This window comes from Bacteroidota bacterium, assembly GCA_016721765.1.
GTDB lineage: Bacteria > Bacteroidota > Bacteroidia > UBA4408 > UBA4408 > UBA4408.
Genome location: JADKHO010000002.1, coordinates 1,064,459 through 1,086,903 on the forward strand (window position 1 = coordinate 1,064,459; position 22,445 = coordinate 1,086,903).

A 22,445-nucleotide genomic window follows, 5' to 3' on the forward strand; every position below is an offset into this window, starting at 1 on the left:
AAATAAAATTATGAACTCAAAAAATATTCAAATTATATCATTTGTCCTGATCGCCACTTTAGCGTGTTGGATTGCATATAATCAGTTAAATACTCCCAAAGTTGGCTTTATTGTTATCCAAGAGGTCTACAATGGATTTGAATTTAAAAAAGAAATGGAAAAAAAATTCATTTCAACAAAAAACTTACGTCAAAAGTTGTTGGATAGCCTTGCCTTTGATTTAAAATTATTAGGTAAAAAAATTGAAGCTCAAAATCAAAAAAATAGTGACTTAATTTCAGAGTATAATTTGAAAAGAGAAGATTTTTTTCAAAAGAAAAAGGTTTTTGAAGAAGACAATCAAAACTTAACAAGTCAATACGACGAACAAATTCTTTCACAGTTAAATCAATATGTAAAGGATTTTGGAAAAGAGAAAAACTATACATACATATTAGGTAATGATGGAAATGGTTCACTCATGTTTGGGAGTGAGAATAAAAATATTTCAAAGGAGGTTTTAGAATATATTAACTCTAAGTATAAAGGAATAAAATGAAATCAAATTACCCTAAATCATTCCTTATTAGAATTTTTACAGTAGTTCTCACGGTGCTTTTCTGTTCGTGTGAAAACGGAAAAAGCGGAAACTATTTTCCATTTTTATTTTCATCTGAAAATAGTACAAACTCAGCAAACAGGCTAAATCCAGGAGAATTAGTCCGATGGGTTCAAAATCCGGAAAACGGATTATTAAAAACTAAAACTATTGATAATGTCATTTATTCCATACAATACAAACCAATAGACTATATAATATGTGAAGAGCTCGAAACAGAAAGCATAAAAGATTCAATTCTAGTCCGAAATTATAAGGAATTGGAAGGTATGGAATATTTTGATTTCAAAATTAAGTTAATGGATTATGAGCAAGAATTTCTAAAATACGGGATTAACTCACAGAATGAATATCAAGAAAATGTAAACTATTGTGCTTTTAAAATGCAATCTGATATTTCATTACAAAATGGTAATGAAATAATTCCTTGTGCGCTATTTCATTTTGAAAGAGCCTACGATGCCTCACCTGAAGCAAGATTTATATTAGGATTCGAAAAGCCAAAGGACAAAGTTGGTGAAAATATGACTTTGGTTTTCGAAGACAAATTATTCCATAAAGGAATTATAAAATTCAATTTCAACTCATTAGCATTAAAATCAACACCCAAAATTAAAACCTTATGAAACTAAGAAAGTTTTTCAGGAAAAAAATGAGAGCCCAATTGCGCAAAATATCAGTAGTATACCTTGCACTTTTGGTGTTATTTGATGGCCTTTATCCAACCTGTTCATGGGCACTTACTGGTGGACCAAGCCAACCAGAAGTTCAAAGTTTCGAACCAGTTGGGACATCGGAAATGGTGGATTTATTTTCAGGAGATTTCAATTATAATATTCCACTGCTAGATGTTGATGGCTATCCAGTTAACATAAGCTATCATTCCGGCATAAGCATGGACCAAGAAGCGAGTTGGGTAGGACTAGGATGGAATATTAACCCTGGTGTTATTAATAGGAACATGAGGGGAATTCCAGATGATTTCAATGGTGATCTGATTAAAAAAGAATTTAAAATTAAGGATAATAAAACATTTGGAGTTAATACAGGTGCAGGTGTTGAGTTATTTGGGACAAGTAAATTAAAATTAGGCCTCAACTATTCAATAGGTGTCCGCTACAATAATTACACTGGAATTAGTATGGAACAATCTCTAAATGTTTCGTTAAGTGCTGGAAAAGATGGTTCTAGCCCGCTTAATGGAAGTTTAGGAATAACTTCTAGTAGTGATGATGGTCTTACAATTCAACCTACTGTTGGCTTATCAGCTACAATTTGTTCTTCCGATTCAAAAGAAAGTGTTGGAATGGGTTTGAATGTTGGAACTTCCTTCAATTCGAGGTCAGGATTAAAATCATTAACTATTGGGGCATCATTAACTGCATCCAAAAGTAATAAAAATGATAAGGATAGATCAGTTAGTAATGGTCAATCTGTTAGCTCTAATTTCGATTTTGGTATGCCAACCTATGTTCCTCAAGTTAGCCTTCCAATGGAGAATTTTTCAGCGACAGGTAGTTTTAAATTAGGATTTGAGGCTTTTGGTGTACATCCTAACTTTACTGTAGGTGGTTTCTATTCAAAACAGAGTTTGAAAAAAAACAATATCGAAAATCCAGCATATGGGTATATGAACTCTGAAGTAGGAGAAAATTATGACAATGCAATACTTGATTTCAATAGAGAAAAGGATGGGATATTCACCAAAAATACTCCTGCGCTTCCAGTCACAAATTTCACCTATGATATTTATTCTGTTTCGGGACAAGGTGTTGGTGGCAGTTATCGCCCATTTAGAAGTGATATAGGACATGTTTATGATGCAGAATCATCAACCACAAGTGACAGTTATTCTCTTAGTGGTGAAGTTGGAGTTGGGAATATATGGCATGTTGGTGTTGATATAGCTCAAACAGATGTAAATACCACCAGCGGCAGATGGCGCGAAGGTAACAATGCTATTAACAAATTAAATTTTAAAAGTTCAAATGGAGACCCCTTATATGAGCCAGTTTATTTTAAAGAGGCGAATGAAAAATCTGTTGAATCAGATCCTACATTTTTTGCCTCAGCTAATGGCTTTGATGCAAAAAGAGTGAATATAAATACAGCAACAAAATTTAATGCTTATGCTGAAGACAATTATTACAATGCTACAACTCAAAGTTCACAAAACATACCAAGTGATAGCTACAGAAAAAAGAGAGATAAAAGAAGTCAAAATATAACATTCGTAAAAAAAGGCGATCTAATTGTTGAAGGGCTTGATACAATACCCAATCTATATTCCGCACCAAATCATCATATAGCTGAAATAACAACCTTGCGGAATGATGGCGCTCGCTATGTATATGGAATTGCAGCATATAACACAAAGCAGGAAGATGTGTCTTTTGCAATTGGGTCAAATCTTGATGGCAATGGGAATATATCTGCAAATGCAGTCGATGGTCTTGTATCTTATGGTGGTGACGACAATTCTCTCTCTAATTCAAAAGGGTTGGACAATTACTATTCAAATACTGAATTGCCACCTTACGCACATTCATACTTATTAACTGCCGTTTTATCACCGGATTATATAGACTGTGATAAAATTGCGGGTCCAAGTGATAATGATTTCGGTAACTACACCAAATTTAATTACGAAAAATTGGTTTCAGACTATAATTGGAAAGTTCCTGTGGAAAAAAACAAAGCCAATTATAACGAAGGGTTAAAATCAATTAAATATGATGACAAAGCAAGCTATGTATATGGTACAAAAGAACTTTGGTATCTTAAAAGCATAGTAACAAAGAACTATGTGGCGGTTTTTGAATTAGGGTCTAGGACAGATGCGAATGGAGTTAAAGATAAAAATGGGGAAATGGAAACCAATTTAAATAAAGCTTCAAGATTATTAAAATCAATTAGTCTCTATTCAAAAAAAGACTATTATAAAAACAGTGGTCCTGCTGCTATTCCTATTAAAGTTGTTCATTTTGTTTATGACTATTCTTTGTGCCAAGGAATACCAAATTTTAACCCGGGCGCAATACAATCCGGTGACCCTAATCTAGATTTAACATTGTCAAACAAAAATAGCGGTAAGCTTACCTTAAGAAAGATATTCTTTACCTATCAAAATTCAAATAAAGGTCGTTTTAGTCCTTATACATTTACCTATAATTCGGAACCAACTAAAAACCCTGATTACAATATTAAAAGCTATGATTGATGGGGCAATTACAAACCAAATAAAGCAACTAGCTTCGATCCAATGGTTTCGAATGAAATTGGAACAGCAGAATTTCCATACACGGAACAAGATCCATATTTTGAAAATGATTATGCACAGGCATGGACACTAACTAAAATAAAACTCCCAAGTGGAGGGTCAATTAATGTTGACTATGAGTCGGACGATTATGCATATGTGCAAAATAAAAGAGCGATGGAAATGTTCAAAGTTGTTAATCTTGGATTTATTTCAAGTGCCACTTTTTCATCTGCAGGATTGGATGCTTTCATTCCATCAACAGCATTAAAAGCAGTTGATTTATCTGGAAATAACGATGAGACCATTGCTATTATCAAATTAAAAAACGCTATTACAAGTGGTGCGAAAAACGAAATATTTAAACATGATTACCTGGCTGGAATTAATCATTTTTATTTCCGCTTCCTTGCAGCGATGAGGCCTGGAAAATATGAATATGTTTCGGGATATGTTCCTGTTGGTAATATACATTGGAAAAACTGTGTTGTCTCGTCAAATGGAGAATATGCGTGCATTGCATTTAACAATGTTGCCTTTGGGGATGGGAATGGAGTTGATATAAGCCCAATGACAAAAGCTGCTATACAGTTTGGAAGGTTAAATATGTCACGTGACGTTTGGGGAGATGACTTAACAGGAGCTGGTGAAAGTTTCGGTTCTGATTTATTAAAAGCCATTATTGGTTCTAGTATTGTAAAAAATATTATTCAATCCGCTCAAGGACCTAATAGAGCATTATATCAGAATAATCATGTTGGTGAGAAAGCAATAATGAACTATTCCTTTTTACGCCTAAATAATCCTGATAAGAAAAAACTGGGTGGTGGAGCAAGAGTGAAACAAATAAAAATGTGCGATGAATGGAATGGCATGACCAATAATCTTGAAAAGGAATTTTACTATGGGCAGGAGTATTCCTATTTAAGCTCCGATGGTATAACTTCTTCAGGTGTTGCTTCCTATGAACCTTTAATTGGAGGAGATGAAAATCCTTGGAAAATTCCCGTATTTTTTGAAGACAAACACTTACTTGCTCCGGATGATACCCAATACATGGAAGAACCATTTGGGGAATCCTTTTTTCCAAGCCCCTCAATCGGTTATAGCAGAGTAACCGTTAGAAACCTCTCTAACACAAACGTAAATGCGCATGCAACAGGCATAACTGTTAATGAATTTTATACCAGCAAAGATTTCCCAACAATAGTTGACAGAACTGATTTATCTGCAACACGAGACAAATCTTCTCCTGCAAGTATAAAATCCTTATTAAGAATAAATGTCAAAGATTACCTTACAGCTAGCCAAGGATACGTAATTGAACTAAATGACATGAATGGAAAACCAAAATCAATTAGTGTTTATCCTGAGAATAAAGATGTAGCCATTAGTACAATTCGTTACAATTATAAGTGCACGCCCTATAATGATGCATTTAGGTTGGACAATTCTGCAACCGTTATATACCCGGATGGCACAATAAAGGATGATGCGACCGTAGGATTATGTTTTGATATGGTATCGGACATGCGAGAGAGTAAAACTTCTACAATATCCTCATCCATAAATACAAATATTGATGGGTTTTTGGTTTCTGTATTACCTATTCCGTTTCCTATGATAATACCCTCCCGCACAAAACAATACACGCAATTTCGATCAGCGGTGGTAACTAAGGTAATTCAAAGATTTGGACTGCTTCAGCAAACTATATCCACAGATTTAGGAGCCAAATCGATTTCCACAAATTTAGCTTACGATTCAGAAACCGGAGAAGTAATTGCAACTGAAATACAAAATAACTTTAGTGATTCAGAGTATTCCTTAACTTTTCCTGCGCATTGGTATTACGATGGAATGGGGCCTGCATCGAAAAACATAAATTATGTTGCTACCAATTTAACTTTTACAAATGGAGAAGCGATTACAAATAATGCTTCACAATATTTTTGTGAAGGTGATGAACTTAATATCAACTCTCATAAAGTTTGGGTAAGCAAAGTAACTCCCAACAGTATAACGTGCATTGAACACGATGGCAGTCGTATTAGTGGAGGACCATATAATGCCAAAATTATTCGCTCAGGAAGACGAAATCAATTGTCAGCTCCAATGGCTAGCATTACTTCATTTTCAGATCCATTAAAAAGTCTAAGAGCGAGTTCAAACGATTATGAAGATGTATTGCAGGCGACAGCTGTAGAGTATACTAACAAAGCAAGAACATTTTGCGAACTATTTACCATAAATGGAAATGATAGAAACATTAGCTACTCAACAAATCCATTTATTCAAGGAACTCGAGGTTTGTGGAAAGTTAAAAAGAACTTTTTACACCTAACTAACAGAAGCCAAACCGATGTTGAAAACAATACCAATATACGCAAGGATGGAGTGTTTACTTCTTTTACGCCTTACTATCGATTATTCGGTGGCAAGTGGGACAAGAATTCTGCAAACTGGACATACACTTCTGAAGTGACCGAGTTTAGTCCATATGGTGCCGAATTAGAAAACAAAGATGCTTTAGGAAATTATAAGTCAGCTACCTATGGATACAATAATTCATTACCAACCGCTGTAGCATCCAACTCAAAATTCGCGGATATTGGAGTGGATAATTTTGAAGATCATAATTATTCTGATGGTATTGGGGAGCATTTTCAATTTCGACAATGGCCACAAAATACTACTAATGTAACTGCACACTCTGGTAGCTTTAGTCGAAAAATTGAGGCGGGCGGCAGTTTAGCATTGGTGCGTGGTATCGCGGATTGCCCTGAATTTACATCTTGCAGTTTGAAATCCTTCTTAAGTTATTCACCTGAAGCACATTTATACGAAATTTTAGCCATGGGAGATGCTCCTTACACTTTTGAATATTCAGTAATCATGGGTAATCCTTTAATAGATTTAATTGGTGCAGAAACATTATCTATTGATTTAAACGGATCAAGTAATGTTTTAGTAAAAGTTACAATAACAGATTTTTATGGCTGCAAAAAAGTAGAGTGGATTGATAACCGCGATTAATTAATTTAATAACTATGAAAAACTACATGTACCGATTAAAAAGCAAAGCTTTATTGCTATTGGTTTGCATTTTATTCACTATTAATTTGAAAGCCCAACAATTTAAAGTTACGAGCGCTTCAGATAACATCCCTTCGATTGAAGGAGAATTGAGGTGGGCGATAGAGCTAGCAAATCAGGTTTCAGGATCAAGCATCGTATTTGAAATTTTTGATGCTTGCCCAATTGTTATTAACCTCATTGATGAACTTCCTCAAATAACAAATAGTATTTCAATTGATGGAAATACTCAACCTGCAAACGGATATGCTGGTCCTGAACCCAAAATTTGGATCAATGGTGGTAGCATTCCAGTTGGACATGCCTTACATGGGCTTTTTTTAAAGCCCTCAGCTAATAATTGTTCTATAAGAAACCTACTTATTCAAAACTTCGAAACCGGCATTGAATTAGAAGGTTCATCTGTAAATCTGATTGAAAACAATGTTATTTTCAATACAGATAATACTGTTTTGTTAATTGGAAATGCCGATGGAAATTTTTTTTATGGAAATATTTTCGGGTCTAATCATTTAGGACTAATTCACTATACAACAAGCGATCAAAGCCCAAAAGAAAATTTTATCCTTAAAGAATCGATAACCAATACAGATGATGCACCGAATAACAATACTATCGGAGGAACACAAGCAAATAAGGCAAACACATTTTGGAATATGTCATCAGCTAATTCTTCACTACAGATTCGCTATGGAATAGGAAATAAAATATCAGGAAACTTATTTTTTAATGCAGTTTATAATGATACCAGAGGAAATATTAATTTATTTGAAAGTACTATTATTGAAGGCAATAATGGAATTTCGCGTCCTGCAATTACTAAAGTTCAAAAGAATAACACAAAACTCGAAATATTGGGTACCTCTCTTAACGCTGGAGATGTAATTGAAGTTTTTATGACAAGCGGCAGTTATACATTTAAGAGCCCTCAAAATCAATTCACCGGAACAAGTCAGTCTTTGCGACAAAATACGGATGTTGAAAGATATATTGGAACTGTTACTTCTTATTTGCCAAGTAATTCAAATACCATTATTTGGGAGTTAAAAGTTGATTATAATTCTGATTATGCAGGTAAGAGTTTTCTAGCTACTAGAACAAATACAGATGGTACCTCAGATTTTTCAATACCAAAGATTATTAATTTAAATACCCATGCGTGCTGTTCTGATTTAAAAATAAGTGTTTTAGGAGGCGATACTCATTTAGGCAGCGGTGAAAAGATTTATGTATGTGCTAACGACACGATAGATTTTAATGTTAGTGTAGATTGCGAGACAAATGGACAAATTCCCCTGAGCATTGAATGGGACTTTAAAGAAGGTTCTCCAATATTAACTGCTTCGCACGTACGCTATGCTTTTTCTACACTTGGTATAAAAACAATAACACTCCAAATTAAAGACCCGTCAACTAATAATTCATGCATTCAAAATAATTATGAATTATCAGTTGATGTTCGGGAATGCCCTATACTTAATGACTGTGAATCATGTATAGGTTCATTTGCACCTACTCCAGGTAAAGAATATATAATAAGCGGATGGGTGAAAGAAGAAGGAGCACCTGCTTCAAAAACTTCCTATGACAACCCTTACATTACTGTATTGCATAAAGATATTTCACAAAGCGTTGTCGAAAGCCATAATTATTATGCCAAAGGGCTAATTATAGATGGCTGGCAGCGAATTGAAGAGAAGTTTACAGTGCCTAATAATGCAGCCGAAATTACAATTGGACTGAATTCATATAATACAACAAGCTATTTTGATGATGTGAGAGTGTTTCCAATAAATGGAAATATGAAGTCTTACGTGTACGATCCTGTAAGTTTAAAATTAGTAGCCGAACTGGATGAAAATAATTATGCAACCTTTTATGAGTATGATGAAGAAGGAAAACTGATTCGTCTTAAAAAGGAAACAGAGCGCGGTATTATGACTATAAAAGAAAATCGCAACAGTTCAGTTAAAAGATAAAATGAAGAAAATAATTGCTATACTTTTTTGCTTTCTTTTTTACTCCTTTCTACAAGTAAGGTCAGCAACAGATGTAAAATGGGTTAACATCTCAAAAGATGAAATGGCTCAGATTTTAGTTCGAATTTCCAATTGGTATAAAAATGATGCTTATTCCATTTCAATTGCACATAATTCTTATAATGACTTTAGTTCGCTTTCACCATTTGAAAAATCATTTGGGTATGTAAAAAAAAACAAGACCAACTTTCATAGTTTTCTATTAGGCGTGCATTCGATACAAAATGAAAATGTAAAACTTGTTATTGATAGTGCGTCTAAGCAAATGACATTGGCTTTTGCGGATAAACAATTAGAATCGGTTTTCACTGCGGAAGATTATATTCTTACACTAAACTATTGCACTTCAATTTTACAGCGCAATTTGGAGTCTGAAAAAATTTATCGTTTGGAATTTGATGAAAAAAATATGGTTGGTGCCTATGAATTTAAGTTAAACAAACAAGGTTTGCTTAAATCAATAGTAATTTATTATAACCACGAAATATTAAAAGATGAGAGTACCAGAAAAGAAATGGAGGTTAGGCCACGTCTCGAGATAATATTTTCAAATTATAAATTAAATCCTCCTTTCGATTATAAAGAGGATTTTGATGAAAAAAAATACATCTCATATGGTTCAAAAAATAAACTAATGCTCAATCAAGCATACAAATATTATAAATTAAGTGACCAGCGCTTACTGATTAAATAATTAAAAAACATCAATTATGGAACATATTTTATCACCTCAAAAGCGGTTTTTAATCCTATTTTTTTTCCTACTATTTCAATCACTTTATGCCACTCATATGTCATTTAATGAACGTATGAAGGTTGCTGAAGACGGAACTCTTGTAAAAAATGGTGATGTGAAATCAATTGTCGCTTATTCAAGCCAAGACCCAGGTTGGAATTCTTGTACCAAATATTTTAAGGACCGAATAACACTCGGAGTAGATCATTCTTGCTATACATTTATACCTCAAAATTATACAGTTTCTGTAGAACTTTCTGTTACTGTGAATACTTGTGATAATGCGCAATGCCCATATACATTTACAACAGTTCTTGAGGTTAATTATGCCCCCTTTGATGCTCCAACATCAACTATAATTCCATTTAAAGATAAGTCTGCATATACTTTCAATCATGCAATTGATTATACTTTTGAAGTAAAAGGTATTCAGATTAATGGAGTGGGTGTTGATGATTTGCCTGCAAATTTATTTATTGATGGAGATATTGAAGTAGATCGATATTGCGACATGAAACTAGCTGAGGATCACCTCCTGTCATTTACAACTAAGGAAGTTTTGCATACTGGATGTGATAATGTATCACAGAGTTCGGATGGTGGTGAAATAAATTTAATATGGAGTCCATGCTTACAAATAGGTGGAGCCTTTGTTTGCCCAGAAGAATACCAACTTGAATGGACCTATGTTAATGACTATGATATTAGTTTAGGTGCATATAAAGACGAAGGTCTTCTAACCTATAACTTTAAAAACAACAACACCCGAATCACAACGAAAGAAAACCACTACACTATATCTTCTGTGTTCGAACATGGGTATGTTGTTTTTAGGGTCCGACCTGTAGGAGTTGATCCTGAAGGAAATCTTAATATCCCTATTTATGGAAATTGGAGCATTCCGGAAGCCGGTGCATTAAATGATGACAAGGTTTATATATCCGCCTCGCATGAGCAAAATAAAAACTGGCAATATGCTGCAAGCTATGCTGAAGAAGGTAAAAGAAAAGAAGTAATAAATTATTTTGATGGAAGTTTACGTGCACATGAAACAGTTACCAAAGTTAGTTCAGACACAAATACAATTGTTGGACAAACACTTTATGACTTCCAAGGAAGGCCTGCAGTAAATATCTTACCCGCTCCAGTTAACTGTAACGATGAGGAAACAATTGCTTTTGGATTTGGCCCTCCGCTTAAATATTATGTTCGATTTAATAAAGCAGATGATGGGTCTTCAAATGAATTTTCGAAAAATTACTTTGATGTTGATAATCCATCCAGTCAATGCTCAACGCCTTCTCCATTAGGGCTTTCTGACCAGAGTGGAGCTTCAAATTATTTTTCAAATGCCAATCCTAATAAATCAAATTTTCAAGCTTATGTGCCGGATGCAGAGACCTTTCCATTTTCTCAAACCGAATATACACCCGATAATACAGGACGTATAAAGGAAAAAGGAGATGTTGGGAGAGATTTTCGTTTGGGTGCAGATGGACATACTACCAAATATTTGTATGGCAAGCCTGATCAAGTGCAGCTCGATCGTATGTTTGGCTCAGAAGCTGGAGACGCCACAAATTATAAAAAAAATATAGTTATTGATCCAAATGGGCAAAGCAGTGTGACTTATTTAGATAATCAAGGCAGAACTGTTGCTACTGCTTTGGCAGGTGACGGACCAAGTGATGCTTCCGGACCCATTCTTGAAGAATTAGCGGAAATAGGCAATGCAAATAAAGAGGTGATTGTTAATCTGCTCTCTAATAAAAGCTCAGATACACTTTCAAACCAAGTTGAAGGAGATTCAGTTGTTTTTTCTGCACAACTTCTGGTCGCATACAAGAGTGATTATGAATTTAACTATTCACTTGATGTTCCCCTGCTTCCAGAAAGTTGTCTTAACACTGGTACCTGTTTTAGTTGTGTATACGACCTTAGCATCCAACTTACCGATAAATGTGGTAATGAGATCAGACCTGATGCCTCAAATCAACCTGACAAATTAGTAGTAGGTGGTCAAGTTACTGTTGTTAATGGAGTTTTGCATTTCAACCCAAGTTGCAGTGTAGCTAATACAATTTATGGAGATAACACCCACCCACCTCTGAATTTATACTATAGTGATTTGGAGCCAGGCGAATACACAATCAGTAAAGTTTTAACCGTAAATTCAGCAGCACGAGATTCGTATGTCGAAAAATTTTTAAATACTAGTTACAACCATTGTTTGGTTCCTAAAACTAACCCAAGTGTAGATTTATCCGGTTGCAATATTTTAGATGATTGTTCAGGGTGTGAAGCTGCATTAGGAACACGAAATGATTGGATTAATACAGGCAAAGGGACCGGATTCGACTATGATTACCTTATGGAGAAATGTCTAGAACCCTGCAAAGTTGAAACTTGGTGTGAGGGTGCTTATGAGAAAATGTTGGCTGATGTTTCGCCCAATGGTCAATATGGCGATTACACAAATCCAAATGAACCTCTTTCTGTTTTCAATCTAGGTAATAGTTTACCAACAAACCTTGATGTAAACAATAACATTGTAGGGCAAAATCATTGGAAAAATCCTCAAGTTTTAATAAATGGAACCTATTATTCAAATTACCTTGACCCTGATGGTTCAATTTCTAAAATTGATTTATTCTTTAATGGTATAAAATATATTCCGGAATTAGCATATACAGGAGCGCCTGTTTATTCTGATGCTAATGGATATTATACCTACCCCCAATTTCTAAAAAATATTGAAGATTTTGTCTTATCATGGCGAACAAGTTGGGCGAAATCGCTCGTTAGAATGCACCCTGAGTATGAATATTATAAATACTGCTTGGAAATTGACGAGAGCAATAAATTTGATGTAAAATTATTAAATGCAGAAACTTTTGAAGAAGCAGTAGCTGCTAATTTAATTTCTCCAGCATCCTCTAATTCTACTCCTAGTTCAGTTTATTTTATGACCCAGGATCCTTATTTAAATAATGGTCCACGAATCTCATTAATACACCTTTATAATCAATATAGTTTTCCGCATGATCATGTTTCACAATTTCAAAACCGATTTTCTGGGTATATGCCCGATATTGGAAATACAGGCGCTAATTGGTCAATGGTGAAGGCTTCGGCTTATACTGCACGTTGTGGTACGCAATATGGTTCTACTGCGGTGGGAAGCTGTATTGATTTTGGCACCAATTATAACACAGATGCGGCACTGAATACAAAAATCCGAAACCGTGAGTGGGTTTTATTAAAGAGTGCTTACCTCTCCGAAAAACGAAAAGAACAAATGAAAGAGGCTGACTTAAGGGCTATTGCTGCCTATTCGGGCGGATACAATGGATGTTTTAGTAATGGTAATTTTGACCCAATCGCCAGTGGAATGTATTTTTTTAGCTCCTTTCCTGGTCTCACTGCAATGTTTTCGCCCTGTTTTAAATATAAGCAACCTTGTTCTGTTCATTACAAAGATCTCTATATCGGAAAGAAAAAGTGTTTTATGGGCGAGCAAGACATTATACCTGAGGATAGTCCCACGCAAGAGGAAGTACAATATGAAATCTATCAACAAACAGGGCAATGCCCTAATGTAATGCATGTAAATGCATTTTTAAACGCCATAATTAGTGATGGGAAATTAACACATGCTCCAAACGCAACACCTTTATCTCTATCCTTGTATCCTGAATTTACTAAAGAGCTTTATAATACGGTTGTTTCTTCAACCACTTACACTCCTTGCTACTACTCTGCTGTTGTTAGTAACCAGGGATCAACAATAACCATTACTATAGCAGGTCAAACTTCAAAAACAATTGTTTTAAATTTGAATACTGCAAATAGTTCTTTCGATTGGTCGGAAGTAACTGGAATGGTTAATTTTAAATGGATTTCAACCAGTGGTTCTACTTCGCCTTTCGACTATAACATTACTGCCGATCTTGAGGTGACCGATGCTTTAGGAATTCATTATACCCCCATTAATGGCTCAACTAAAATAGATTTGGAAAATTGCACTTTTAATGAAGTTTGCAAACCCAATGATTTAGCCAAAGATTTACAAAAATTGTTTTCAGCATTAGCCGGCAGTAGCCAATTTGCGTATGATGCTAACTATAATATTCCAAGTCCTATTGATATAGGACCAAGCAGTTACTATGACCCTTTTATTACCAATAACATTCGCAATGTGCTTGGAATTACAAATTCAACAAATTTAAAATGGGAATTAACTTTTAATAATGCAGACCCTCAAAATAATAGGCAATATGAAATTTATGTTTCAAGCAATCCCAACAAAAAGCTCATCATTCATTTTGAAGACCTTGATGTTGCATGCTACCCTACAATTCCATCTTTATATCCAACACCTAACAATCCTCCAACAATTCCAATTCAAGATTTTGATCCATTATTCCCGTCAATATTCGGATTTAAATTAATTAAAGGTGATTATTTAAATTACTTCAAAATCGCTGCGTTTAACGAATATGGAAAAATTTTCACTGACTTTAGAGGTACTGTAACTTTATATGATCCTAATCTTACACCTCCTGAAAAAGGAATTGAAATGGGTGCATGTGGTTTGCCATTGCCCCAAAAATGCAAAGAAGATGCTTATCAACTAAAGACCGATTTATTTGAACTTTTAAAAGACATTAGCCCTAGCATTGCCAATCAATCCAGTATTGATTTAACAACCAGTTATAAATTCACCAATTTAATAAAATCTTACTTTCCTCATGGATTAACTTCAACTACCAGCAATTTTTCGAGTGCAAGTGCAGATTACCAAATCGAATTTGAAATACAGGCCGGTTTTAATTCCTGTGAATTTAAATTATGGAGTTCAGAAGATTTGACAAAACTTACCAGCATTACTAAACTATTTTTAAGTGGAAGCCCTGATAATGATGGAAATTATTATGAATTTAACTGCGATGCAACTTTCACTATTAATGGCATCGCTCATACAGGAATTATTTTTGGAAAATCTTGCCTCCCACTTAAAGAATGTGACCCTTGTTTTAGAAACCCTCCTCCGCCATGTATCCCTTGCCAAAACTTCACTATACATTATCCCAGTTCTGTTGAAGCTGGGAACTCATTTACACTGAGCTTTGACTCCCCAAGCTACAATTGTGATTTAAGCGGCTATACTATTTCGGTTAATTACGGAGATGGAAGCAGTAATACTTCCAATTTAACCCATACTTATAGTGGAGAAGCAACTTATGAAGTTAAAATTTCTATTAGTAAAGGTGTAGATTGTGAGCCTGTCACAAAATATATTTATATCGTATCAACAGATGAAATTCAAGAAAGAAAAAGACATGACCGAGCTGCTAAAAAAGTCGCAATGGATTCGCGTAAACTTATTGTATCGAAAGAATTTAGTTCTTTGAATTCAATTCCAAAATTTATAAGCACGAAGTCCTCATCGAAATTTGACAAATTAACATATCCCTCAGCTGCAAATGAAAGAATAGCATTTAAAGAAACGGCAAACTTTTCAGATACAATTTTACAAAACTCCTATTCAGGTAATAATCAAATTCCTCAAGGTTTCCATAGACTCTCAAATTGTGAATACCCTATTGGAAGTTGTGAAGATTGGTATTATTGTATTTTCCCAGAAATTATAGATAATTATAATATTTGGGCATTAAGCAATAATTATTCACAGATTATTCTTCCAAGTTTTAGCATTTTTCAACAGTATTGCGAATGCGCGCCAAACTATGCCTATTATTTACAAAATTTTTACATGGGAATTTGGAGCGGAGGGATTTATACTCCTCCCCCGGCAGTTGAATTGGCTCAGTTCCCACCTTGTAAGGATAATTGGACATGGACAAATTATGTTGAATGCAAAGCATCACACGTACTTTTTGACAAGATGGTGGCCAAGTACAATGCTTATGCTTCAGGGGGCTATCAATTGACACCTGCTAATCTTGGTTATCTTCAAATTGGTGTTCTTCCAAATGGTGGTATTGAATATGAAGAAACGGTTGATTACCTTACAAGATTAAATGTTTGTGCTTGCGTTCAAAAGTATGCCGGCTATATGTATACTGTAATAAATACACCTCGCACCATTACGCCAGATATTTTTGATAGTTTGAAAAATGTATCTCTTTTTTGTGCAAAAAAACCTACTCTTGTATGTGTTCCTGAACCAGCCGATCAGACCGCCAGTTCTCCCATCTCTATTCCGGAGGTAGACCCTTGTGAAGAACAACAGTTGCACATTGCAGGATTAAATAATGATGAGGCCTACAAAAAGTATATCCTTTTCCAAAAAAACAAAATAACCTCCGCATACAATAGACATTGTCTACATGCCTTACATGAAAAGTTAAATGAAAGATATTTTGATAAGGAGTATCATTATACACTTTACTATTATGATCAAGCAGGTAACCTGGTTCGGACAGTTCCACCCGAAGGAGTTAGATTACTAAGCACTTCAACGGAATTTGATGCAGTTAAGGACGACCGTGAAAACAATACGCATAATTTTTCCACCTCGCATACATTATACTCTACTTACGAATACAATAGTTTGAATCAATTAATTCGGCAAAGCATTCCGGATCATGATAAAATGGATGTATTTGAGTTAACACTTCCGAATGGTTTGGATAGTCGTTTGGAAATAAATTCCACACAATTTGTATCTACAAATAAGGGTTATTTAACCGGATATGCAACAATCGATAATATTGAACGTGGGATGCTATATACTACTGATGACGGTGGACTTAATTGGACACTCGTTTCAAATACAGTAACCACTGATTTGAAAAAAGTTCAGCGTGTAGTTGAAAATAAAGATTATCTATTTGCAATAGGAAATCATGGTATAGTATTACGCTCAACCGATGGGCATAATTGGGATATGATACCGCTTTACTCAAAAGTTTATGACCCTGGTTTACCGCTGAGTGTGCCAAGTAATGTTACAGAAATTGGTTTAAATGATTTATATTTTAAAGACGAGTATATAGGTGTAATTGTTGGAGATTTAGGACTCGTATTTTATACGACAGATGGTGGAGTGAATTTTCAACTCGGAGCCGGAATACCTGCCGATGAAAATATTACATCAGTAAAAATGGATTATTTAGAAAACTGGTATGCTACAGCAAATAAAAATGGACTGGGAAGTGTTTATATTAGTACCGATGGTGGTCACACTTGGACAAGAGAAAATAATTACCAAAGCCCAAATCTTGAAAAACTAAGTTTCATTTCTAATACTGAAGGTTTTGCAGCCGGAGATGATGGAACGCTATTGAAAACTATAAACGGTGGAACAACTTGGGATTTTATAGAAAGCAAAACCGCCGGAAATTTCATGGATGTTTATTTTTATAACGCAACATTAGGTATCGCAATCCAAAAAAACAGCAATGGTTTGAACCAGCTTTGGAAAACGAGCAATGGCGGAAATGATTGGACGCTTTTCAGCAATGCTACAGACCACTATAATCAATTGTATTTCAAAGCAGGTGACGCCTATGGATATGCAGTTGGAAGTAATAGTAAGCTTGTGCATATTTCCCTAAATCCATTTGTGCTTTCAAACATTTCGATTATTCCGTCTAATTTAGATATTACCGCCTCCTATCCTTTTGTGGCAACTACTACTTATACGGATATGTGGATTGGAACCGCTGATGGACGTTTTGGGTACCTTCAAAATGTTAATGGTGGAAATGTTGTTTGCTCTATTTACAATAGTAACACGAATTTAAATTTCAAAAGCATTATTTGTAGTAGCAATAATTCAAATGAATTTTTGGCACTAAGTACCAGTGGTGAATTGTACAAAAATGAGCTTCTTTTAGGAAGTTTAACGGGTAATTCAATTTACTCGGATATTAACGACATACAAGAATATTCAAATTATGTTTATGGCTATTGCGCCACAACCCAAACCATGGTTGAATTAAACAAAACAAACTTATCCTTTAATAACAACCTCAGCAGTCACTATAATGGATCAATTAAATCATTCATTTCATTAAATAATTCTCATATGATGCTGGCTAGTGGAACTGCCGGTGCCATTCTTGAAATGAATAAACAATCCGGTGATATTGTGCCTAAATCAAGTGACAATATTAATCCTCTTGAGTTAGAAGATATTTATATATCACCAGATAACCCGCCTTTTAAAATGGTAGTTGGAAAGGATGGTATGGTGCTGTATCAATCTGAAAGGGGAGCACCTTGGAACGTGCTAACCGAAGGTATAGTAAATGATATTAAAGCCATAAATTTTACCGATCATGAAATTGGTTTAATGGCAGGAAATGGAGGAAAAATTTGGAGAATCGCCAAACCCACTATAAATACTAATCTTGCTACTGAGGTATTGAATGTACCGAGTAATAATAATTTAAACGATATCGTATTAAGTACTAATTACAAAGCCTATGCTTGTGGAAATAATGGAACAATACTTTACTTTAATGATTATACGAACCCGAATAATGCCCCAATTTTAGCAGGATTACAGCCTGCCAATTGCAATTTTAGCGGCCTTTGTTTTAAGAAAGATTTAAGCTCCATAATTTCTGTTGGCAATGGAAGTAGCATTTTTAAATATGCAGGAAATGCAGGAATGCAATTAAAGAATATTTTTCCTGTAAAATTAAATGAAGTAAACTTTAGCAGTCTACTTGATGGATATGTTGTTGGTGATTATTCCTTTATTCGCTATACAAACTCCGGCGCATCCAATTGGCAATCAGTACCCAATAATATAGATTTTTATAACACGAACGTAATTGCCGTAACAGCTTTTAAAGCCGCTAAAGCCCGCATATTACAAAACTCCGGCAATTCCTTAAAATTAAATGGAACTAACTTTGTTTCAGGAAGCAGCTTGGCTACCACCGCAGTTAAAATAAGGCTCAACGCTTCCGAAAATGGCTGGGCCGTTGGTTCGGCAAGTGCCGGTATTGAACAAATAACCACTACAGCCGGTGTAACTACTTCACAATGGCGAGCAGTATCAGGTTCTAATGGTGCAGTATTCAACAACCTTCAAATGGTTTCAGAAAAGCGGGTAATTGTGAGTGGCAACGCGGGCTATTTTTTGGCTATGGATATTAGCAATAGTTCCAATCCGAGTTATAATGTTTGGAATTTGTATCCGGCTCAAAACTTAAATGACTTAATGGCTGTGCACTTTTTTGATACTAAAAATGGATATGCAGTAGGTAAAAATGGAAAACTGTTTCGTTACCATTCCAATTTATCGGTTTATTCGCATCGAAGCTACTCGGGCAATGACTGGACCCAGCCCAATTTGACAGACGAGTGGAACAGCAATCCTTCTGATATAAATATTAATTGCCTTTCGTTTTCTTCGAGAAGCAAATGCTTTATTGGCGGAAAAAATTATTTGACCCATGCAAATTATGCGCGCGTTGCTTTGGATGAAACAGGACGATACAGCAGCCGCTTTTGGTACGACCGCTTGGGCAGAATGGTTTTATCTCAGAATACAAAGCAATATTCCGAAAACAAAAAATACTATAGTTATACCTTGTATGATGAACTCGGCAGAATTTCGGAAGTAGGTGAATTACATGCTCAAAATGCGCAAACCAATAACAACTTCCCTATCCGAAAAATATTTGGAGATATTGTGGACGATGCTTTTAACCCTGCAGTAATCAATAAAACCAAGTTTGAAGAGTGGATACAATTGGTAGACAAGGTGGAAGTAACGCATACTTTTTATGACAAAGCGATTTACACTTTACCAATTAATCAAGAAAATTTAAGAAGCAGGGTTTCATCGGTTATTTTCGAAAAAGTATATGACCCGGAACATCAAAACTATGCAAGTGCATCGCACTATAGTTATGATATTCATGGAAATGTTAAAACCCTTTTGCAAGAAAACAAGGAAGTTCCGGTGGAGATGCAAAAATTCAAAAAAACAGAGTATAAATACGACCTGATTAGTGGGAAGGTAAATGAAGTTGATTATCAACGCAATTATTCAGATCAGTTCTACCATAAATACGATTACGATGCCGATAATCGTTTAACCGAAGTTAAAACAAGCCGCGATAAAACCTTTTGGAGCCGGGATGCCAAATATTTTTACTACAAGCATGGACCATTAGCGCGTGTTGAATTAGGCGAAAACAAAGTACAAGGAATTGATTATGCTTACACCTTGCAAGGATGGATAAAAGGGGTTAATAGTAATCAGTTGCTCCCATATAACGATTTAGGTCACGATGGAATATACAATAGTCCTCTTGACGAACACCCTCAAAATCGTTATGTTGCCGCCGATGTTTTTGGGTATACCTTAGGATATTTTGAAGGAGACTACCATTCTATTGACAGAACAATGCGTGAGCAGGACACGTATTTTGAGTTGTATACACGAAATAATGCGATACCCTATCATGTTAGTAATTTATTGGATGCCAGGCATAACTTATATAATGGAAATATAAGTCACATGGTAACTTCACTTATGGAGCCTGTTCAATTTTTAACCGGTAATCGAGAACCCTACAATATTCCAAAGTATATTTTGGGCTCAGCCTACAATTACGATCAATTGAACCGTTTAATTAAAACCAATTCCTTCAGTAATCAAAACGGATTGTTTTGGGAATTTTCGAACAACAATGGACTTACAAGTAATGGTTCCATGTATAGTAATATTTTTAGTTATGATGCCAATGGAAACATTTTAACACAAAGCCGCAATGACGAAACCGGAACTACTTTTGATGACCTAGAGTATGGTTATAACAAAGATGCTAGCACAAATCTTTTACAAAACAGGTTATATCATATTAAAGAAAATATTTTACCCTATAAAAGAGTTGATGACATAGATGGTACCGGAATTTTTAAAACCGATCACATCAATGACCAAACACCCTATAAATATGATGAATTAGGAAATTTAAGATTTGATGAAGAAGAAGAAATTGAAAATATTGAGTGGACGGTTAGTGGAAAAATAAAGCAAATTATTCGCCCGCAAGGTAGTACAAAGCATAACTTGAGTTTTGATTATGACCCCAGTGGCAACCGCATTGCGAAGCACGAAAGTGATAGCTACAATAATTTTATTCAAAGTACTTATTACACGCGCGATGCCCAGGGTAATATAATGGCAACTTATGCAAATAAACTCAACACAGTAACCGAAACCGAAAGTTTTAAATTACTCGAGCATGATATTTATGGAAGCAGCAGGTTGGGAACAGATATTACCCCTATTGAACTGATAGGAAATGCAACCCCTTTTGGCGATTACTCGCCGGAAGAATTAGAAGCAATAACCCTTGAAACCGAAAGCAGTACCTATTCTAATTCGAATACCTTAGGACTAAAACAATACGAATGTACCAACCATTTGGGCAATGTGCTGGCAACGATTACTGATTATAAAATACCACTAAGTTTTTCGGATGGTGATTTTGTGGATTATAACGAAGCCAAATTGATTACGGCAAGCGATTATTATCCCTTTGGAGCGCCCATGCCTGCCCGAACGTTTCATGAATTAAAACCCGGAAATATTGCCATCAAAATTGACCGCCCTCTTCTATCTAGCGAGAATTTATACATTCATACAGCAGGTGGCTCAGGAACAATTGAAGTATCTGGCGGTTATCCAACAGTAGAAACCTATGTGGAGGAAATCGTTAATTATTTTATCGCAAATAATATTCCTTATACCCGGGATGGAAATACTATTTTTGTAGACAATTGGTACAACGGTATTGATAATTGGATTGATGCATCTCCTAAATTTGGATTTTTGAATGTTTCGAATGCGGAGGGGGGGGGGTATAGGTTTGGGTTTAATGGAATGGAGAAGGACGATGAAGTTAAGGGAGGTGGAAACTCTTATACAACACTACACCGTATTTATGACCCACGATTAGGAAGATGGTTTAGCGTTGACCCTGAAGTTGATGAATACCCAGACGAAAGTCCTTATGCGGCAATGGAGAATAATCCGATTTCCGAAACAGACCCTGACGGAGATTGCCCTTGGTGCGTTGCATTTATAAAAGGTGCTGTACAAGAATATGCCACTCAAGTGATAATGAATGTGGCAGAAGGTAAAAGTATAGGTGATGCCTTAACTGATGTTGACGGTGGTGAGATACTTGAATCTGCTGTAATTGATGGATTAACTTTAGGTGTAGGTAGTTTAGTTAGTAAGGCGCAAACGGCTGTTAAAGTAGTAAAGGCAGCTGATAAAATAGTGGATGCTGAAAAAGCTGCTGTTAAAGTAAACAAAGTTGCTAAAACTACTGAAAAGGTTAGTAAGGTAGAGAAGAATTTAGTTAAGGCGGAAGCTAAAACGCAAAAAACTTATCAGACTTATACTAAACAACCTAAGAATCCAAAAGATGGAGTTTACTCTGGTAAAACAAGTGGTAAGGGTACTCCAGAGCAGAATGTTGCTAATAGAGACAAAAATCATCACATGAATGAGACTCATGGTCCAGCAAAATTAGATAAATCGTCTTCTAATTCCGATGCAATAAGAGGTAGAGAGCAAAATTTGATTGATAAAAATGGTGGGGCAAAGAAACAAAGAGGAACTTCAGGAAACACAAATAGAGGTGTAGCAGAAAAGAATAAAAATGCTCAAAAATACGATAATGCCGCTAAAAAGGAATTTGGTAAATAATT

Annotated in this window: 7 protein-coding genes; all 7 read left to right on the top strand. The window is 35.2% G+C overall.

Annotated features, from left to right (window positions below):
• Window positions 1-10: 10 nt before the first annotated feature.
• Genes IPP32_12670 through IPP32_12700 form a run of 7 tightly spaced genes read left to right on the top strand, consistent with a single transcriptional unit; the run spans window position 11 to window position 22,443 of the window.
• Window positions 11-538 (top strand): OmpH family outer membrane protein, encoded by a 528-nt coding sequence (locus IPP32_12670; protein MBL0048937.1) that lies wholly within the window; start codon window positions 11-13, stop codon window positions 536-538.
• On the top strand, window positions 535-1,224 hold the full coding sequence (locus IPP32_12675; protein MBL0048938.1) for a hypothetical protein: 690 nt from the start codon (window positions 535-537) through the stop codon (window positions 1,222-1,224). The genes IPP32_12670 and IPP32_12675 overlap by 4 nt, the downstream gene beginning before the upstream one ends.
• Complete coding sequence (locus tag IPP32_12680; protein ID MBL0048939.1) at window positions 1,221-3,818, top strand: hypothetical protein; 2,598 nt, start codon at window positions 1,221-1,223, stop codon at window positions 3,816-3,818. The genes IPP32_12675 and IPP32_12680 overlap by 4 nt, the downstream gene beginning before the upstream one ends.
• A gap of 42 nt (window positions 3,819-3,860) precedes the next feature.
• Window positions 3,861-6,893 carry a hypothetical protein gene (locus IPP32_12685; GenBank protein MBL0048940.1) on the top strand — a complete coding sequence of 1,011 codons (3,033 nt, stop codon included), beginning with the start codon at window positions 3,861-3,863 and terminating at the stop codon, window positions 6,891-6,893.
• Window positions 6,894-6,907: 14 nt separating this feature from the next.
• Window positions 6,908-8,932, top strand: coding sequence for a hypothetical protein (locus IPP32_12690; GenBank protein MBL0048941.1), 2,025 nt, complete (start codon window positions 6,908-6,910; stop codon window positions 8,930-8,932).
• Window position 8,933: 1 nt separating this feature from the next.
• Window positions 8,934-9,686, top strand: a complete 753-nt coding sequence (locus IPP32_12695; GenBank protein ID MBL0048942.1) for a hypothetical protein — start codon at window positions 8,934-8,936, stop codon at window positions 9,684-9,686.
• Between the two features lie 16 nt (window positions 9,687-9,702).
• Window positions 9,703-22,443, top strand: a complete 12,741-nt coding sequence (locus tag IPP32_12700; GenBank protein ID MBL0048943.1) for a hypothetical protein — start codon at window positions 9,703-9,705, stop codon at window positions 22,441-22,443.
• Window positions 22,444-22,445: the final 2 nt, after the last annotated feature.

Excerpts from the sequence above, each read along its gene's own strand:
- IPP32_12670 (MBL0048937.1), top strand. The coding sequence starts at position 11 with ATGAACTCAAAAAATATTCAAATTATATCATTTGTCCTGATCGCCACT.
- IPP32_12675 (MBL0048938.1), top strand. The coding sequence starts at position 535 with ATGAAATCAAATTACCCTAAATCATTCCTTATTAGAATTTTTACAGTA.
- IPP32_12680 (MBL0048939.1), top strand. The coding sequence starts at position 1,221 with ATGAAACTAAGAAAGTTTTTCAGGAAAAAAATGAGAGCCCAATTGCGC.
- IPP32_12685 (MBL0048940.1), top strand. The coding sequence starts at position 3,861 with ATGGTTTCGAATGAAATTGGAACAGCAGAATTTCCATACACGGAACAA.
- IPP32_12690 (MBL0048941.1), top strand. The coding sequence starts at position 6,908 with ATGAAAAACTACATGTACCGATTAAAAAGCAAAGCTTTATTGCTATTG.
- IPP32_12695 (MBL0048942.1), top strand. The coding sequence starts at position 8,934 with ATGAAGAAAATAATTGCTATACTTTTTTGCTTTCTTTTTTACTCCTTT.
- IPP32_12700 (MBL0048943.1), top strand. The coding sequence starts at position 9,703 with ATGGAACATATTTTATCACCTCAAAAGCGGTTTTTAATCCTATTTTTT.